This window comes from Acinetobacter sp. Root1280 (assembly GCF_001425285.1).
In the GTDB taxonomy this organism is placed as follows: Bacteria; Pseudomonadota; Gammaproteobacteria; order Pseudomonadales; family Moraxellaceae; genus Acinetobacter; species Acinetobacter guillouiae.
Genome location: NZ_LMED01000007.1, coordinates 80,748 through 96,968, shown reverse-complemented (window position 1 = coordinate 96,968; position 16,221 = coordinate 80,748). Strand labels below are relative to the sequence as shown.

General features: G+C 38.5%; 19 protein-coding genes. 17 read left to right on the top strand and 2 right to left on the bottom strand.

Annotated elements, in window-relative coordinates; genetic code table 11:
* Window positions 1–615 precede the first annotated feature (615 nt).
* Together ASC84_RS07510 and ASC84_RS23180 are read left to right on the top strand one after the other, a co-directional pair.
* Window positions 616–960 (top strand): hypothetical protein, encoded by a 345-nt coding sequence (locus ASC84_RS07510; protein ID WP_056513175.1) that lies wholly within the window; start codon window positions 616–618, stop codon window positions 958–960.
* 446 nt (window positions 961–1,406) lie between these two features.
* The gene (locus tag ASC84_RS23180) at window positions 1,407–1,610 is read left to right on the top strand and encodes a hypothetical protein (RefSeq protein ID WP_227515105.1); all 204 of its coding nucleotides are present in this window, start codon (window positions 1,407–1,409) and stop codon (window positions 1,608–1,610) included.
* Window positions 1,611–1,719: 109 nt separating this feature from the next.
* On the opposite strand, the gene ASC84_RS07500 is transcribed toward ASC84_RS23180, so the two are convergent.
* Window positions 1,720–2,061 carry a helix-turn-helix domain-containing protein gene (locus ASC84_RS07500; RefSeq protein WP_004717650.1) on the bottom strand — a complete coding sequence of 114 codons (342 nt, stop codon included), beginning with the start codon at window positions 2,059–2,061 and terminating at the stop codon, window positions 1,720–1,722.
* 142 nt (window positions 2,062–2,203) lie between these two features.
* Between ASC84_RS07500 and ASC84_RS07495 the strand changes: the two genes are divergently transcribed.
* From ASC84_RS07495 to ASC84_RS07480, 4 genes are all read left to right on the top strand, one after another.
* Complete coding sequence (locus ASC84_RS07495) at window positions 2,204–2,860, top strand: DsbA family protein (RefSeq protein WP_056513172.1); 657 nt, start codon at window positions 2,204–2,206, stop codon at window positions 2,858–2,860.
* Window positions 2,861–2,885: 25 nt separating this feature from the next.
* Window positions 2,886–3,746 (top strand): Vmh family MBL fold metallo-hydrolase, encoded by an 861-nt coding sequence (locus tag ASC84_RS07490; RefSeq protein ID WP_056513169.1) that lies wholly within the window; start codon window positions 2,886–2,888, stop codon window positions 3,744–3,746.
* Window positions 3,747–4,228: 482 nt separating this feature from the next.
* Window positions 4,229–5,098, top strand: coding sequence for a glyoxalase III HchA (gene hchA / locus ASC84_RS07485; RefSeq protein ID WP_056513167.1), 870 nt, complete (start codon window positions 4,229–4,231; stop codon window positions 5,096–5,098).
* A 128-nt stretch (window positions 5,099–5,226) separates the two neighbouring features.
* Window positions 5,227–5,964, top strand: coding sequence for a PA1136 family autoinducer-binding transcriptional regulator (locus tag ASC84_RS07480; protein ID WP_056513164.1), 738 nt, complete (start codon window positions 5,227–5,229; stop codon window positions 5,962–5,964).
* 240 nt (window positions 5,965–6,204) lie between these two features.
* Here ASC84_RS07480 and ASC84_RS07475 read toward each other — a convergent pair whose 3' ends face one another.
* Window positions 6,205–7,020, bottom strand: a complete 816-nt coding sequence (locus tag ASC84_RS07475) for an IclR family transcriptional regulator (RefSeq protein ID WP_004717641.1) — start codon at window positions 7,018–7,020, stop codon at window positions 6,205–6,207.
* Window positions 7,021–7,278: 258 nt separating this feature from the next.
* On the opposite strand from ASC84_RS07475, the gene ASC84_RS07470 reads away from it, so the two are divergent.
* The 11 genes from ASC84_RS07470 to ASC84_RS07420 are packed head-to-tail and all read left to right on the top strand — an operon-like array spanning window position 7,279 to window position 16,216.
* Window positions 7,279–7,584, top strand: coding sequence for a non-heme iron oxygenase ferredoxin subunit (locus ASC84_RS07470; RefSeq protein WP_034615827.1), 306 nt, complete (start codon window positions 7,279–7,281; stop codon window positions 7,582–7,584).
* 25 nt (window positions 7,585–7,609) lie between these two features.
* Window positions 7,610–7,909 carry a recombinase-like helix-turn-helix domain-containing protein gene (locus ASC84_RS07465; protein WP_004823462.1) on the top strand — a complete coding sequence of 100 codons (300 nt, stop codon included), beginning with the start codon at window positions 7,610–7,612 and terminating at the stop codon, window positions 7,907–7,909.
* Between the two features lie 17 nt (window positions 7,910–7,926).
* Window positions 7,927–8,994: an aromatic ring-hydroxylating dioxygenase subunit alpha gene (locus ASC84_RS07460; protein WP_004717632.1), complete on the top strand. Its 1,068-nt coding sequence runs from the start codon at window positions 7,927–7,929 to the stop codon at window positions 8,992–8,994.
* Window positions 8,987–9,751 (top strand): SDR family oxidoreductase, encoded by a 765-nt coding sequence (locus tag ASC84_RS07455; protein ID WP_056513162.1) that lies wholly within the window; start codon window positions 8,987–8,989, stop codon window positions 9,749–9,751. Before ASC84_RS07460 ends, ASC84_RS07455 begins: the two co-directional genes overlap by 8 nt.
* An 11-nt stretch (window positions 9,752–9,762) precedes the next feature.
* Window positions 9,763–10,695, top strand: coding sequence for a VOC family protein (locus ASC84_RS07450; protein ID WP_004717628.1), 933 nt, complete (start codon window positions 9,763–9,765; stop codon window positions 10,693–10,695).
* Window positions 10,696–10,720: 25 nt separating this feature from the next.
* On the top strand, window positions 10,721–11,932 hold the full coding sequence (locus tag ASC84_RS07445) for an NAD(P)/FAD-dependent oxidoreductase (RefSeq protein ID WP_056513159.1): 1,212 nt from the start codon (window positions 10,721–10,723) through the stop codon (window positions 11,930–11,932).
* Window positions 11,933–11,972: 40 nt separating this feature from the next.
* Window positions 11,973–13,196, top strand: coding sequence for an MFS transporter (locus ASC84_RS07440; RefSeq protein WP_004717622.1), 1,224 nt, complete (start codon window positions 11,973–11,975; stop codon window positions 13,194–13,196).
* A 24-nt stretch (window positions 13,197–13,220) separates the two neighbouring features.
* The gene (locus tag ASC84_RS07435) at window positions 13,221–13,742 is read left to right on the top strand and encodes a cupin domain-containing protein (protein WP_004717620.1); all 522 of its coding nucleotides are present in this window, start codon (window positions 13,221–13,223) and stop codon (window positions 13,740–13,742) included.
* A 45-nt stretch (window positions 13,743–13,787) separates the two neighbouring features.
* Window positions 13,788–14,600 (top strand): alpha/beta fold hydrolase, encoded by an 813-nt coding sequence (locus tag ASC84_RS07430; RefSeq protein ID WP_056513156.1) that lies wholly within the window; start codon window positions 13,788–13,790, stop codon window positions 14,598–14,600.
* A 20-nt stretch (window positions 14,601–14,620) separates the two neighbouring features.
* Window positions 14,621–15,415: an SDR family oxidoreductase gene (locus tag ASC84_RS07425; protein ID WP_056513153.1), complete on the top strand. Its 795-nt coding sequence runs from the start codon at window positions 14,621–14,623 to the stop codon at window positions 15,413–15,415.
* Between the two features lie 9 nt (window positions 15,416–15,424).
* Window positions 15,425–16,216, top strand: coding sequence for an aspartate dehydrogenase (locus ASC84_RS07420; RefSeq protein ID WP_056513150.1), 792 nt, complete (start codon window positions 15,425–15,427; stop codon window positions 16,214–16,216).
* The last annotated feature ends 5 nt before the right edge of the window (window positions 16,217–16,221 follow it).

Sequence of the window (16,221 nt, the reverse complement as noted above, 5' to 3'; positions counted from 1 at the left end):
CATCAAGTAAAGAGTCTTGATTGGGACTATGTTCAAGGAAAAATCATAATTTTTTATTATGGGAAGGAAATTTTTGGATCAGAAATTGTAGATGATATTAATTGGTTTTGGGGATTTATTGCTGATGGATTTAATGANTGTGCAAGGAAAAATCATAATTTTTTATTATGGGAAGGAAATTTTTGGATCAGAAATTGTAGATGATATTAATTGGTTTTGGGGATTTATTGCTGATGGATTTAATGAGTTTTTTGAAAAAGGAGTTTATGATATTGGCTTTCCTTCGCAGGATATACGTTTTGTTTTGGTAAAAATTAAAAAAAATATTATTAGTCTTAAAATTACATCAGAAAATATAGTTTATTTAAAGAAAAAATTTGATTTGATTGATTTTTTAAATTCTTTTTTTAACGGTGCTATTAATTATTTTGTTTTTGAAAAAAAATTTAATAAAGATGAAAATATTGAAATGGATAGGAAAATTGGTTTAATAGAATTATATAAGAAAAATCTTTGAAGTTTAAATAGGATCTCATTTTTGAAATAATAACATATGAAATATTCAAATAAAGGCTTAGTAAGTAATGATTTTTACTTTTTTGTATAAGGTGTAAAATGAAAAAAAGCTTTTTTTTAACATATACTTCAAAACTTAAGATGTTTGATTTAGAAGAAATTTTTCAAAATAAATTTGATATTTATTTTATTAAACATAGTAGTGATTACTTAGGTGAATACTACTTATATGAGGGATTGTTCTGTGATCAGTTTAAATTATTAAATAATAAGTTGCCTGATAATAATTATCAAATAACTGATAGTGAAATTGTAACTATTTTGAAATTTGGATTTTTTAATGGAAAAAATAAAGAAAAACAAAGTAAATACGAATTTATGAAAAAGCAATTGGAGAAAATTAATAATTTGAGTTTATATTCATTTGAAGTTTTTGAAGAATAGTGACCTTGTTGGTACACATTTTAAAATTAGTGATCATTATCGTGTAATTATTTGAAAAATCAATTATCTTGTTTAGGATTGGCGAGATCATTAAATAATCTTAGAAAGATTATATAATGATTCTTATTAGAAAAGGATAAATTAAATAAGAGTTTTAAAGATTGTTTGAATGAGAGTTTTTTAATGTCTTTCAAGGTAAAAAGAAATTGGATGATTGTAAAAAATTATCTATATAACGTAGATTTGAAATGGCTAAACTCCTTAGAAGAAGATGAAAAGTTTGATGTTACAGATGCCTACTTTTATAAAAATATTTTTTATGCATTGTATGAGATCAAATTAAATTCAAAAAATACAAATTAATTTTAGATATTTATATTTATCCAAAAAATGAAATTGATATGTATATAGGGTTCGAATATGAAGTCACAGTAAATCTTGTTAACATGAATGAAAATAATATAAATTTAGATATTGTCGAATTTGAAGCGAAAGGAATTATTGATTTAATTAAGTTAATGAATATTTTCTCACCTTTTACATCTTTAGATTTAAATAAATATATCGATAATAAAATCTTAAAAATTAGTTATGATTTGGAAGTGATGGTGAATGAATTTAATTTAGGCAATAAAGTATTAAGAACCTAAATAATATAAGTTGAAATAGATATCACTCAGTCCCTTATGTTTATCGATAATATCAAACTTAAGAAAAGTTAAAAAGAACCTTAAACAGAAAACTTATAACAATTCTAAGTTAATTTTCATTCTGTTCAATCCATTGAACCAAATCATAAATTTTTTCAGCGACTTCAACCCCTTTATTTTCAGATAAAGAATATTCTACATGTGGCGGAATAATTGGATATTCTTTACGAATCACAAAACCATCATTTTCCAAATCACGTAAAGTTTGAGTCAACATTTTTTCACTGATGCCATCAATTCTACGTCTTAACTCACTAAAACGGTGTGTTCCTCGTCTTAAACAGAACATTACCAAAACGCCCCAACGATTGGTTAAATGCATAAGTTTAACCCGAGAGGGGCAATTCTTTGACAACACATTTGCGGCTAAACAAGATTCATCAGTATTCATAAACTTTCCACGACTAAAAAACACTTACTTTTTAGTAAGTACTTACAAAAAGTAAGTTTATTATTTACTATAACAAATATCAGCAAAACTGTGTGGCTTTTCACATATTTTGAATCATATATTTATAGATGAGAGTTAATTTATGGCTTCTCCAATTCTACACTGGATTATCGACCCGATCTGCGGCTGGAGTTATGGTGCATTGCCTTTAATTAATGCAGTCGAAGAAAAATTTCCAAATCTACAACGTCTACATTTTGGTGGACTTTATAGTGAAGATCATCAACCACAAATGACAGCAGCAATGCGAACACAGATCATTCACTATGATGAACAAATTCATCAACTCACAGGTGTTGATTTTGGTGATGAATATAAAAATGGTTTGCTTAAAGACAGCACACTGATTATGAACTCTATCCCTGCAACTCATGCTTTACTGAGTATTCAGCAGGGGTTAGGGCATAGCGCGATGATATCGTTATTAAATTTAATACAACAGGGCTACTATCAAAAAGGTCTAAATGTCACACAATATAGTGTACTGGCTCAACTTGCTGTCGAGTTAGGACTGAATAATGACCAATGGTCAAAATATTTAGATGCGATCGATCAAGATCAACAAGATGAATATGTTCAGTATGCACGCCAATTATTATCCCATGTTCGAGGACAAGGTTTTCCAACATTGGTGTATGAAAATCAACATGGTGAAATGGGCAAAATACCGCTTCATGGTTTTTATAATAAATCAGAGGATTTTGTACGTTTTCTAGATCAACAACTACTTAAATCTTAATTTAATTCTAAAGAGAGCCAACAATATGAAATTATTCTTAAAAACACTTCTTGCAAGTTCAGTGATGTTGAGTGCTTCTGCATTTGCAGCAGAGTTAAGCTATAAAGTTTATAACCCACAATCACAAGGCATTTTTCCAGTTACATCTACACTTATTTCGGGTGAAAAAGATGCAGTGCTGGTCGATGCGCAATTCAGTGTTAACGATGCAAAGAACTTGGTTAAAATCATTCAAGACAGCGGTAAAAACCTTAAATATATTGTGATTACTGCGGGTGATCCAGATTTTTATTTTGGTTTAGAGCCGCTGGTACAAGCGTTTCCAGATGCAAAAGTAATTGCAACCCCTGAAGTTGTTAAACATATTGAAGCAACCAAAGAAGGCAAGTTTGCTTATTGGGGACCTATCTTAAAAAATGGTGCGCCATCTCAAGTGATTGTACCAAGTGCTAGTGAAGATAAAACAATTGTGCTAGAAGGTGAAAAAATTGAGATCAAATCACCGGGTAAATATGCATCTTATCTATGGGTTCCAAGCAATCGTACAATTCTAGGTGGTGTAGGGTTATCTTCAGGAATTCATCTGTGGACAGCAGATGCACAAACTGAAAAAGAACGTAACGAATGGCGAAAAACGCTAAAACAAATGAATCGTTTAAATCCACGTGCAGTGATTCCTGGACATTATATTGGTGATATTCCAACAGGAACTCAAGCAATCGACTTTACTTATCAATACCTTGTGGATGTTGATCAAGTTTTAAAAGACCATAAAGATTCAGCATCAGTGATTGCTGCTTTAAAAGAAAAATACCCAAACTTGGCCGAAGAAAGTTCTTTGGAGTTAAGCTCTAAAGTGTTGACGGGTGAGATGGAATGGAAATAATTTAACGATGACCTGTTGTTTTAAATTCATGAACTTCGTCATTGTTGGTGAACGAGGATAATGGGTTGATCTAATCAGGTGAAACTTAATCTAAGATCACGGTTAAGTTTCATCTTCAAAGCCATTGATTTTTTCTAAGCGGAATTTTGAGTTTCAAAGCCAATACACAATCGACATTTAAAAAATCTCTTACAGTATTCAATTTCATCTCCACGTTGTATTTCTGTATCGAAGGTGAGTATTGATCGTAGAAAACATAAAACTTTCTTAAAATATAATTAATTAAAAATCATATACTTGCTGTTAATAAAAGCAGGGTTTATTGGCAGCGATAGCCTGATAAAAATTGAATTCAGCTTATGTTTTAAAATTGTAGAAATAGGGGTTTTCCCTCATTCAAAAATCTTTTTAGGGCAGAATATACTGTGCATGTTGAATATATCCTCTAAATATATCCTCTATAAGAACGCTTGGAGTAAAAAATGACTGAACTAAGTAAAATACCTACACCAGATACTGCTGAAGATAATGCATTTTTTCCATCCCCTTATTCTTTAAGCCAGTACACCGCATCGAAAACAGATTATGACGGTACGACTTATCACAACCCATATCGTGGCGACAAAAAAATTCTGATGATTGCAACGGATGAGCGCTATATCCTGATGCAAAACGGTAAATTCTTTTCTACAGGAAATCATCCAGTTGAAATGTTACTTCCGGTATTTCATTTAGACAATGCAGGCTTTGAGTTTGATATTGCAACGCTCTCAGGCAATCCTGCCAAGTTGGAAATGTGGGCGATGCCGAATGAAGATAAAGTGGTTTTAGATACTTATGCAAAGTATGCTGAAAAACTTAAAAACCCGTTAAAGCTTGATGATATTTTGGACGAGATCATTGCTGGAAACTCGCCATATGCAGGGGTTTTCATTCCCGGTGGTCATGGTGTACTCGCGAAAATTCCTGAAAGTAAAAGTGTAAAAAAAGTTTTAGAATGGGCGATAAAAAACGATAAATATGTGATTACACTGTGTCATGGACCCGCAGCTTTACTTGCCGCAGCCGTCGATGAAAAACCAGAAAACTATATATTTAAAGATTATGAAATTTGTGTATTTCCTGACTTTTTAGATAAAGGCGCAAATATTGAAATTGGTTATATGCCTGGGCCATTACAATGGTTGGTGGGTGAAAATCTCGATAAATTAGGCGTTAAAATCCTAAATAAAGGTATTACAGGGCAGGTCCATAAAGACCGAAAACTTCTGACTGGAGATAGTCCTTTGGCATCGCATAATTTAGGTAAGTTAGCCGCTGAAACCTTATTGGCTGATCCTGAATTGGTATAAGCATCAATCAAGACGTTGTTTCTATTTAGACGCAATTTTTTATCTCAATATTGGAGATCTTGAGGCGATCTGCTACTGATCTCCAATATTTTAGTTTTAAGTGTTCAGTTTAGTGAGAAGACGGCTTTATGAGACTTGCAAGCAATCAACTGGCCGATTTATTGTTTCAGACCGTTCACCAATTGAGACAAGCGCATGACCTCGAAAGTCTATTTAAAATTCTGGTGGGATTTGCCGCTCAGCTAAATTTTGATCGGATTATTGTATGTAGTGTTTCACCTCAAAACCAACATGAATGGATTGATGAGGTTTTCTTTGTGCATGGTAACTGGGTTGATCGCAGCAATATCGAAGAGCGTGAAGTTTATTTACGCCGCTGCCCAATCACCAAGCATATTTTTGAATACGATGAAGCCTTTTTTTGGGCAAAGAGCTCGCATAAAAAAACTGCAAAAGAAACCTATCGGATTATCAAAAGCCCTCTGCATCTTGGTGAGGTCAATGGAATACAAGTGCCCGTATTTGGTCGAACAGGTTTAGAAGGGGCAATTTCATTTGCGGGTGAAATTTCGGATATGGGTGCTGATTTTAAACTCACAGTACAGATGGTTTGTAATATTGCTTTTGGTGAATTTTTACATAAACAAAAGCATAGAATTGCGCATAAAAAAATACTGACCAAACGTGAAAAAGAAGTTTTAAAATGGGCAGCAGTGGGTCAAAAGCATTTTGAGATTGCCGACATTTTAAAAATTTCAGAGAGAACTGTTGAAAATCATTTACGCAGTATAAGAAAGCGCTTAGGAGTAAAATCTACTGCTCAAGCAATTGCTTCTGCCATCATCAGTAGAGAAATTGAATTATAAAGCAGCCCAATGTTTGCGACTTTTAAACATTCAGGTTTAGCCAAAAGCGCAGCGATTCTTTTAAGAAGCATAGCGTGAGCATTGAGATTTTAAGCCCCCCCTCAAAAAAAGAAGAAAAGAAATAAAATAATAATGATCACCAAATAAAAAACCAGAAGGACTTCTTATTTGGCGTGTATGTGTAGAAAATTTGGTTAGTCTTCACTATGCCTAAATTGAAGTAATTAGATTTATCGATGCTTAAAAATAAATAAATTTTGAAATTTTATCAGCATACTCAACCACATTTTGAGAAATTTCACCTCTAAATAAATCTTCTGTATAGGTGCTCAATGGGCAGCTTACAGATAATACGGCAGCGATTTCTTGAGTTGCCTGACTATAAATAGGTGCAGCACTGGCAGCCATATCGGTATTAAAGTGCCCCCAACTGATCATGAAATCCTGACTGCGGACATAGTTTAAACGTTCTAATAAACTCGCCAAATCACGTGGTGTACGATCAGAATAGACTTTCCAATCGGTAAAATGTTCATAACGCTTAACCACTTCAGCCTCGGAAAGGCGAGATAAAATTAATTGTCCAATTACGGTGGCATGGGCATGCCAACGTGTACCAATATGCACATTACTGGTAAATGAACCAATAGATTGGGCATTGCTGATAAAGACAATATCAGTGCCTTCTAAAATCGAAAGATGCACAGCAATTTTAATTTTATCGCGTAATTCACGCATGATGGGGCTAGCCAGATCAGTCAGCGATGATTTGGATAAGCTGTTAAAACCAAGTTCCATCACGTTGCTGTTCAGCGCATAAGTCTTTTGCGACATTTTTCTTAAATAACCACAAAACTCTAAGGTGTGGATTAAACGAAAAGCACTCGAACGGTTTACATCTAATTTTTCTGCGATTTCAGAAATGGTCATTTCCTGATGCTGTTGATCAAATAATTTTAAAATGGCTAAGCCACGCACCAAACCCGGTACTAAATAACGTTCATCATTATTGGGTTCAGCATTTTGCTCCAAGAGAGCATCATTTATTAAGTTCATTGCCAAGTTGCCCTATGTTTATTTTGGAATTCCTGCACATGGAATACCACTATAGTAATCATCAATTTTTCTAATCTCAATGTTTATATATAAAACATTTTTTTGATTAAGAAACATCTAAAAATATAACTTTTTATTAATTCATTGAAAAACATAAAAATATAGTATTTGACAAGCAAAATGATCAAAGCTTATGCTATTCATTATGTTTTAAATGCTAAATTAAGTTTTATATATAAAACAAATAAGGATGCAAAAATGAGTTGGATCTCAGTTTGTCAGCAAGATGACATTACCGAAGACGAGCCGAAAGCCATAGAAGTCGAGGGTAAGAAAATTGGTGTTTTTTTTATCGATGACAATTATTTTGCGATCGAGAATGTTTGCCCACATGCCTTTGCGTTACTAACAGAAGGTTTTATTGAAGATCAAACCGTGGAATGCCCATTACATGAGGCAATTTTTGATATTCAAACAGGTGAGCTAAAGAGTGGACCGGGATGTCGTGATTTGTGTACTTATCCCGTACGTGTTGAAGGGCAGGACGTTCAAATTCAACTATAAGTCTTATTTATAAGGATGGAATCTCATGAAAACATTTAATGAGAAGCTAGCGAACTGGATTCATGCCACGCCAGCGACCGAAGCAGGGATCAACAATATTCAAATACCGGGACAGCCAGAACTTCTGGTTTGGCAAACACGCTATAAAGTGCCAACAGTCTATGAGCAGGATTTTGTTCAACATTTAATTCAAGCCTTTTCTTCAGGCGTAACAGAACTTACTGATTTGGTTCAATCTTTAAATCAACAAGGTTTTCGTTGCGAGTCTGGTGAACTTTGGACTTCTGAAACATTTTCTGAAGAAATGCAACGTTTAGGTTATTGATTCAAGGAAGAACAGTGATGAATGCAGCAGTAACAGTGACTCCGAGTGTTGAGGAGTATTTAGATTTAGGTTTACGTGATCAATGGCATCCGGTACTGGCAAGTTGGGAAGTCGCAGCCAATCCTGTGGGTATTACCCGTTTAGGTGAAAATATCGTGGTTTGGCGTGATGACCAAGGTCAGGTGCATGCTTTAGAAGATCGTTGTCCGCACCGTGGTGCGCGTCTTTCTTTAGGTTGGAACTTAGGTAATCGCGTGGCATGTTGGTATCACGGCGTTGAAGTTCGCCATGATGGCAAGGTTGAAGATGTACCCGCAGTACATGAATGCCCAATGAAAGGCACAACCTGTGTGAAAAGCTACCCAGTGATTGAGCAACATGGTGCAATTTTCCTGTGGTTTGGCATTGATCCAAATGAAGTCGCTAAACCACTTGATTTTCCTGAGCAATTGGCGAGTGGGGAGTGGAGTTCATTTCTATGCCAAGCAGATTGGAAGGTCAATCATCAATATGCGATTGATAATGTAATGGATCCAATGCATGGCACCTATTTGCATTGTACCTCGCACTCAATGGCGGACGGTGAGCGTACTGCAGAAATGAAACACCGCTCAACTGAAAATGGTTTTGTCTTTGAAAAAGAAGGGCAAACAGGGGTCAATTTTGACTGGGTTGAATATGCCAATACTGGTGCAAGTTGGTTGCGTCTTTCGATTCCTTATCGTAAAGATTTTGGTCCAGGCGGTGAGTTTTGGATTGTGGGTTATGCCACACCGATTGATGCTCAAAATACCCGTGTTTTCTTCTGGCGTTGTCGTAAAGTCAGTGGTTGGCAACGTAATGTTTGGCGTTTTCTTTACCGCAATCATTTAGAAAAACTGCATTGGGATGTCTTGGAACAAGATCGAATTATTTTAGAAAATCTTGCGCCAAACGCACGTCAACATGAATTCCTCTATCAACATGATGTCGGTTTATCGCGCTTACGCCGTTTAATGAAAAAAGAAGCGGAAAAGCAGTTAAAGAAAATTGCGAGCTTGAATAGCTCAAACCGTATTGAAATGCAGGAACAAGTTCATGGTTAATGTCGCATTGTTGCAGGGCAAGAAAGTCTTTGTTACAGGCGCAGCAAGAGGCTTGGGACGAGACTTTGCACAGGCCATTGCCGAAGCAGGTGCTCAAGTGGTCATGGCGGATATCTTGACAGATCTTGTGCAACAAGAAGCAGCAGTATTGCAGGCACAGGGTTTACAGGTGACTGCGGTCACAATTGACTTGGCTGATGCTGATTCGATTCAACAGGCTGTTCAGCAAGCAGCTGAACATTTAGCTGGAATAGATGGTTTGGTGAATTGCGCTGCACTTGCGACCAATGTGGGTGGTAAAAGCTTGATGGATTATGACGCCGAGCTATGGGACCGGGTCATGAACATCAATGTCAAAGGGACGTGGTTGGTCACCAAAGCATGTGTGCCATATCTCAAGCAGTCCGATGCAGGCAAGGTAATTAATGTGGCATCGGATACGGCTTTATGGGGCGCACCTAACTTGATGGCTTATGTTGCAAGTAAAGGTGCTTTGCTGGCAATGACCCGTTCGATGGCAAGAGAGTTAGGGCCATTTAATATTTGTATCAATACGCTTTCTCCAGGATTGACGCTGGTTGAAGCAACAGAATATGTACCGCAAGATCGTCATGATTTATATGTAAATGGTCGTGCGATTCAACGTCAGCAGTTACCACAGGATCTGAACGGAACAGCACTTTATTTACTTTCGGATTTGTCCTCATTTGTGACTGGACAGAATATTCCCGTAAATGGTGGTTTTGTCTTTAATTAAGGAATTGTTTCATGATTACAGGGATTGAGATTTTAAAGTTTGGCGTTGAGGATCGGGCTGCTTCAAATAAATTTTTGGCAGATTTTGGTTTAAAGCCAAGCCAATCAGATATTGAGGGTACGGATCTTTATCAAACCCAGAACGGCAGTAAAATTTATTTATTTGATTGTGATGATCCGCGTCTACCACAGGCCATCGAGTCAGGCTCAACTTTACGTGAAGTGACTTGGGGCTTGGATGATGCAGCACAGGATTTGGCTGATTTAGCGACTCGCCTGAAAGATGTAGATGGTTATCAAGCCACGGCTGACATGCTGCAATGCTTAGACCCAAATGGGATGACCATTCGCTTTCAAGCCAGCTTTACCCAAGAGCTACCTGCGTTAAAAACAGAAGGGATTAATCAATACGGCAGTATCACTCGTGTCAATGCAGCCAGTCCAGTGTATGAAAAAGGGCAACCTGTTGCGATTGGACATGTGGTGTTCTTTACCCCAGATTTAGAAAAAACAGAATCGTTCTATATCGAAAAGCTCGGTTTCTTCTTATCGGATGCTTATCGTAATCGTGGTGCTTTTTTACGTTGTCGTGGCAAAGGCTATCACCATGATTTGTTTTTGCTTTCGGTACCCAATAAACCTGCTGGACTCAATCATGTGGCCTTTGTGGTGCGTGATATTCATGAAGTGATTGGCGGTGGCTTAAACATGAACCGTTCTGAATGGTCTACTTTTATTGGTCCGGGTCGTCATCCAATTTCTTCGGCTTACTTCTGGTATGTCAACTCACCTTTGGGTGGTGCATTTGAATACTACACCAATGATGATTATTTGACGGAAGAATGGCAACCACGTGTTGAAGAACATTGTTTAGAACTCTTTACTGAGTGGGCGGTTGAAGGTGGTTTAGATGACCATACTCGTCGCCAAGTCAAACCTGTATAAGCAGTTGGAACAGGGAGATTAAGCTATGCAAAGAATTGTCATTGTTGGCGCAGGACAAGCTGCGGGTTGGGCAGTAAGCACACTCCGTCAACATGGATTTCTAGGTGAAATTCATGTGGTATCTAATGAGGAACGGGTATTTTACGAACGCCCACCCCTGTCAAAACAAGTCCTCTCCAAAGAAGCCAGTTATGACAGTTTGCATCTGTTCTCTGCTGAACAGATGCAAGATTTTAACATTGAGTGGCACAAACCCGCTGTGGCAACACAAGTGGATCGCCAACAAAAACATGTGGTTTTAGAAAGCGGTCAAGTTTTGCCTTATGACAAATTATTGATTGCAACAGGAAGCCGAGCACGTGTGCCAGTGAATACATGGCAGTTTATTCCCAATGTGGTGACTTTACGTAATGTACAAGACTGTGAACGTTTAGCCGAAATCTTACAACATACGCAAAAGTTAGCAGTAATTGGTGGTGGTTGGATCGGCTTAGAAATTGCAGCAACGGCACGGAAACAAGGCAAACAAGTGCATGTTTTTGAATACGGTGATCGACTTTGTGCACGTAGTGTTAGTCCGGATGTATCTGAATTTTTGCAAAATATGCATCAACAACAAGGTACTCAGATCCATTTAAATAGTAAAAATGTGCATTTGATTGAAGCAGGTCAACATCAAGTTGAAGTGGTGAATCATCCAAATGCCAGTGAACTGTTTGATTGTGTGGTGGTGGGTGCGGGTGCAGATATTGCCAAAGAGCTGGGTGTGAGTGCGGGTTTAGACGTTAAGGATGGCATTGTTGTCAATGGTTTTGGTCAAACTTCAGACCAAGACATTTATGCCGCAGGTGATGTGGCGATACATCCAAGTTTGGGCTATTGCATTCAGTCTTGGGCCAATGCGCAAAATCAAGCCATTGCCACGGCAAAGTCAATGTTAGGTATGGATACGGAATATCTGGATATTTCTTGGTTATGGTCAGACCAGTATCACTACAATATTCAGATTTTAGGGACTTACCAACCTGAAAAAACCAAGCAGATTGTGCTACGTCAAAACGCAGCAGATCAGTGCAGTTATCTTTATCTGGATGAGCAAAACTGTTTGATCAACATGATTGCGATCAATGACTCAAAACTGGTCAAACTGGCAAAGCGCTGGATGCAATCCAATACCGTGTTAGACCCCAAATTATTAGCAGACCCTGAATTTAATGTAATGAAATTAAAACCGTAAACATTAAATCCGGTTCATGACTCAATCGAAGGAATGAAATATGAGTAATGAAGAGAAAAGTGGATTGAAGCATTGGGTTCCTGCTTTTGTCCTGATGATCTGTGTCGTTCTGGCATTTTTCGACAAAATTAGTATCGCAGTCTTATTTGCGGATCCGCACTTTCAGGGCGCGATGGGGATTGCCCAAGACAAAGCAAAGCTTGGATGGTTAATGACCAGCTTTTTATTGGCTTATGGTTTTTCCTCTGTGTTTTTAAGCTTCTTAGGCGATATTTTTAGCCCTAAAAAAATGCTGTTTTGGAGCGTCTTATCTTGGGGGATACTCATGTTCTGTATGGGTTTTACCACCAACTATACAGGGATGTTGATTCTCCGCGTTCTGCTTGGATTAGCTGAAGGCCCATTATTTGCCTTGGCTTATACCATCGTGAAACAAACCTATACAGATCGTCAGCAAGCACGTGCTTCCACCATGTTTTTGTTGGGTACGCCGATCGGTGCCTTCTTGGGTTTTCCAATTACAGCGGCTGTTCTCGCAAACCATGATTGGCATACCACCTTCTTTGTGATGGCTGGTTTAACTGTAATTGCACTGATTGCGATTGTGTTTGGCTTACGTAATTTACAACTCAAGAAAACCATTGAGCTGGAATCGACCAGTAAACGTGTCAATTTTAAAGGGCATATCCATAACACCAAAGTGCTATTACAGAACGGTTCATTTTGGTTGGTGTGTATTTTTAATATTGCACTGATGACTTATCTGTGGGGATTAAACAGTTGGGTTCCATCCTACCTGATTCAAGATAAGGGCTTTAACCTTAAAGAGTTTGGTATTTATTCAAGTTTCCCATTTATCGCCATGTTGATTGGTGAAGTAATTGGTGCATTTCTTTCTGACAAGTTAGGTCGTCGTGCCATTCAAGTTTTTAGTGGCTTATTGGTGGCCGGCATCTTTATGTATGTCATGGTCATTATGACAGATCCAATTTTAGTGATTGTTGCAATGTCTCTCAGCGCAATGGCTTGGGGCTTTGGTGTCGCAGCAATATTTGCACTACTTGCTCGTGTGACCACTGCTGATGTGGGCGCGACAGCGGGTGGGATTTTTAATGGACTGGGTAATTTTGCCAGTGCAATTGCACCCGTTCTGATCGGTTACATCGTGATGCAAACCCACAGTTTTAATTTAGGAATTACCTTCTTAGCAGCAGTTGCTGTGATTGGATCGTTCTTCTTAGTTCCTTTACTAAAACGTTATTAATTCAAGATATCTAGGAGTTAAAACATGACTACTCAACAATTCGAATCATGGTCACAGCCTGAAGGTACAAGCTTACAAGATTGGTTAAATACCCGTATCGCACGTTTTGAAACACGTAAATATGATTTTGATGCCTTGAAGTTCCAAGCGGACTATGACCCCAAATATCGCCGTGCCCAAATGCGTTATATGGGCACGGGTGCAACAGGTGTAGTCAATGATGGCAACACTGTTCCAGCAGAAAACTTCACTTTTTCAACCATGGTTTTACCTCCGCAGTGCGAAGGGCCTTTGCATATTCATCATGATGTTGAGGAAGTGTTTTTTATGTTGCGTGGTGAGATTGACCTGTTTATCGAACATAACGGTGAGAAATTTCAAACCAAACTTAAAGAGCGTGATCTGATTTCAATTCCACCTGGAATTTACCGTGGCTTGTTTAATCCGGGTCAGGAAGATGCCTTGATGTGTGTGATGTTAGGTGCGGGTAAACCGACTATTCCGAACTATCCACCAGAACATCCATTGTCGCAAATCAAACGTTGATTGAATCGACAAAGCCCAGCTTTACAGCAAAAAAGGAATCCAGCCATGACATTGCTTGATCGATTAGCCAAATATCCAGTCAAAACCATTGTAGTAGATGGTCAAGTACACGCCTATCGTGAGGCGGGTCAAGGCCAGCCGTTGATTTTGCTACATGGGATTAGTTCGGGTTCTGCTTCATGGATCAATCAGCTCGATGTACTGAGTCAGTCTTTTCGTGTGATTGCTTGGGATGCACCGGGTTATGGCTTATCGGAAGGTTTAAATACAGCGCAACCGAATGCAGAAGATTATGCACAACGTTTGTTGGGTTTAATCGATGCTTTGGCAATTTCGCAAGCCATTCTGGTTGGTCATTCCCTTGGGGCTTTACAGGCCAGTGCTTTTGCTCATCTTTATCCTGAACGTGTACAGACTTTGCTGATTGCCAATGTGGCACAAGGTTATCAACGTTCAGATGAGGAAAGCAAATCACAGGTTTATCAAAAACGACCAATGCTGTTGAAAAGCTTAGGTCATGCAGGCATGGCAGCAAGTCGTGGACCGCATTTAATTTATAAACAAGATGCTCAAGCTTTGGCTTTGGTCACAGCGGTGATGCAGGATTTGACCTTAGACGGTTTTACCCATGCATCGTATTTGTTGGCCTATGACGAAATTAGAAATTATTTAACAGATATTCGTGTTCCTTGCGTCGTGATTGCAGGCGATCAGGACCAAATTACACCTGCACAAGGTATTCAAGACCTTGCCGCAGAAATGCAATTGAGCCGATGTCATCTGATTACAGATGCAGGTCATCTGAGTTATGTCGATCAACCACAACAGTTTAACGACATTATTTTATCGGCACGTTAAGACTCAAACGAGAGAAAAATATGAGCTTCCAAGTTGAAGGAAAAGTAGCAGTAGTAACAGGTGGCTCGTCAGGCATTGGTTTGGCTGCTGTCGAAATTTTAGTTGCAGAAGGTGCCAAAGTGGCATGGTGTGGTCGGGATGAACAGCGTCTAGCAGAATCAAAAAATTATATTTTGGAAAAGTATCCGCAAGCCCATATTTTTACTCAAGCCTGCAATGTTTTAGACAAACAAGATGTAAAACACTTTGCACAACAGGTCAATCAAAATTTAGGCAATGTCGACATGTTGATCAATAACGCAGGTCAAGGGCGTGTATCCAATTTTGAAGACACCCAAGATGAAGATTGGATGAAAGAAATTGAATTGAAGTATTTCAGTGTCTTGCATCCTGTTCGTGCATTTTTAGATGATTTAAAACATTCGGCGTGTGGATCAATCACCAATGTCAATTCCTTACTGGCCTTACAACCTGAACCACACATGATCGCGACTTCATCGGCACGCGCCGCTTTGCTGAATTTAACTCATTCATTAGCGCATGAATTTAGCCAATATGGGATTCGGGTGAATTCAATTTTATTGGGCATGGTGGAGTCAGCACAGTGGAAACGCCGTTTTGAAACACGTTCAGATAGCCAAGCGTCATGGGAACAGTGGACAGGCAATATTGCAAAAAACCGCGGTATTCCAATGCAACGTTTAGGTAAACCGGAAGAACCTGCACGCGCTTTGGTGTTCTTGGCTTCACCATTGGCATCCTATACCACGGGTGCAGCCTTGGATGTCTCTGGTGGATTTAACAAACATTTATAAGGTGTGCCCATGAAACAGTTGATGATGATTGGTTTCGGTGCAATGGCAGCAGAAGTGTACGCACATATGCCACAAGATTTACAGCTTAAATGGATTGTGGTGCCTGCACGCAGTGTTGAAAAAGTACAGGCACAAGTATCCGCTCAGGTACAGGTAATTAGTTCGATTGATCAATGCTTTGGCACGCCTGATTATGTGATTGAAGTGGCAGGCCAAGCGGCGGTAAAAGAACATGCCCAAAAGGTGTTAGAGAAAGGTTGGACCATTGGTCTGATTTCAGTGGGAACCTTAGCCGATAGCGATTTTTTTAATCAACTGAAACAGACAGCGGAACAACACGATGCCCATCTACATCTTTTAGCGGGTGCGATTGCGGGGATCGATGGCATCTCTGCGGCAAAAGAAGGTGGTTTGGAAAAGGTCACCTATAAAGGCTGTAAAAGCCCGAAGAGTTGGCGTGGCAGTTATGCTGAACAATTGGTTGATCTCGATCAGGTCAGTGAAGCTATGGTTTTTTTTCGTGGTACAGCCAGAGAAGCAGCACTGAAGTTTCCAGCCAATGCCAATGTTGCAGCAACCATAGCACTTGCAGGTTTAGGCATGGATGAAACCATGGTTGAGCTTACGGTTGATCCAAAAACTAATAAAAACAAGCACACTATTGTGGCAGAAGGCGTGTTTGGTGAAATGACCATTGAATTGGTGGGTGTGCCTTTGGCAAGTAATCCCAAAACCTCAACTTTGGCTGCGCTTAGCGTGATTCGTGCATGTCGCAATAGCGTTGAAGCAATTCAGATTTAAAAGGA

Coding starts and splice junctions, on each gene's coding strand:
- ASC84_RS07510 (WP_056513175.1), top strand. CDS start 616: ATGAAAAAAAGCTTTTTTTTAACATATACTTCAAAACTTAAGATGTTT.
- ASC84_RS23180 (WP_227515105.1), top strand. CDS start 1,407: ATGAATGAAAATAATATAAATTTAGATATTGTCGAATTTGAAGCGAAA.
- ASC84_RS07500 (WP_004717650.1), bottom strand. CDS start 2,061: ATGAATACTGATGAATCTTGTTTAGCCGCAAATGTGTTGTCAAAGAAT.
- ASC84_RS07495 (WP_056513172.1), top strand. CDS start 2,204: ATGGCTTCTCCAATTCTACACTGGATTATCGACCCGATCTGCGGCTGG.
- ASC84_RS07490 (WP_056513169.1), top strand. CDS start 2,886: ATGAAATTATTCTTAAAAACACTTCTTGCAAGTTCAGTGATGTTGAGT.
- hchA (WP_056513167.1), top strand. CDS start 4,229: ATGACTGAACTAAGTAAAATACCTACACCAGATACTGCTGAAGATAAT.
- ASC84_RS07480 (WP_056513164.1), top strand. CDS start 5,227: ATGAGACTTGCAAGCAATCAACTGGCCGATTTATTGTTTCAGACCGTT.
- ASC84_RS07475 (WP_004717641.1), bottom strand. CDS start 7,020: ATGAACTTAATAAATGATGCTCTCTTGGAGCAAAATGCTGAACCCAAT.
- ASC84_RS07470 (WP_034615827.1), top strand. CDS start 7,279: ATGAGTTGGATCTCAGTTTGTCAGCAAGATGACATTACCGAAGACGAG.
- ASC84_RS07465 (WP_004823462.1), top strand. CDS start 7,610: ATGAAAACATTTAATGAGAAGCTAGCGAACTGGATTCATGCCACGCCA.
- ASC84_RS07460 (WP_004717632.1), top strand. CDS start 7,927: ATGAATGCAGCAGTAACAGTGACTCCGAGTGTTGAGGAGTATTTAGAT.
- ASC84_RS07455 (WP_056513162.1), top strand. CDS start 8,987: ATGGTTAATGTCGCATTGTTGCAGGGCAAGAAAGTCTTTGTTACAGGC.
- ASC84_RS07450 (WP_004717628.1), top strand. CDS start 9,763: ATGATTACAGGGATTGAGATTTTAAAGTTTGGCGTTGAGGATCGGGCT.
- ASC84_RS07445 (WP_056513159.1), top strand. CDS start 10,721: ATGCAAAGAATTGTCATTGTTGGCGCAGGACAAGCTGCGGGTTGGGCA.
- ASC84_RS07440 (WP_004717622.1), top strand. CDS start 11,973: ATGAGTAATGAAGAGAAAAGTGGATTGAAGCATTGGGTTCCTGCTTTT.
- ASC84_RS07435 (WP_004717620.1), top strand. CDS start 13,221: ATGACTACTCAACAATTCGAATCATGGTCACAGCCTGAAGGTACAAGC.
- ASC84_RS07430 (WP_056513156.1), top strand. CDS start 13,788: ATGACATTGCTTGATCGATTAGCCAAATATCCAGTCAAAACCATTGTA.
- ASC84_RS07425 (WP_056513153.1), top strand. CDS start 14,621: ATGAGCTTCCAAGTTGAAGGAAAAGTAGCAGTAGTAACAGGTGGCTCG.
- ASC84_RS07420 (WP_056513150.1), top strand. CDS start 15,425: ATGAAACAGTTGATGATGATTGGTTTCGGTGCAATGGCAGCAGAAGTG.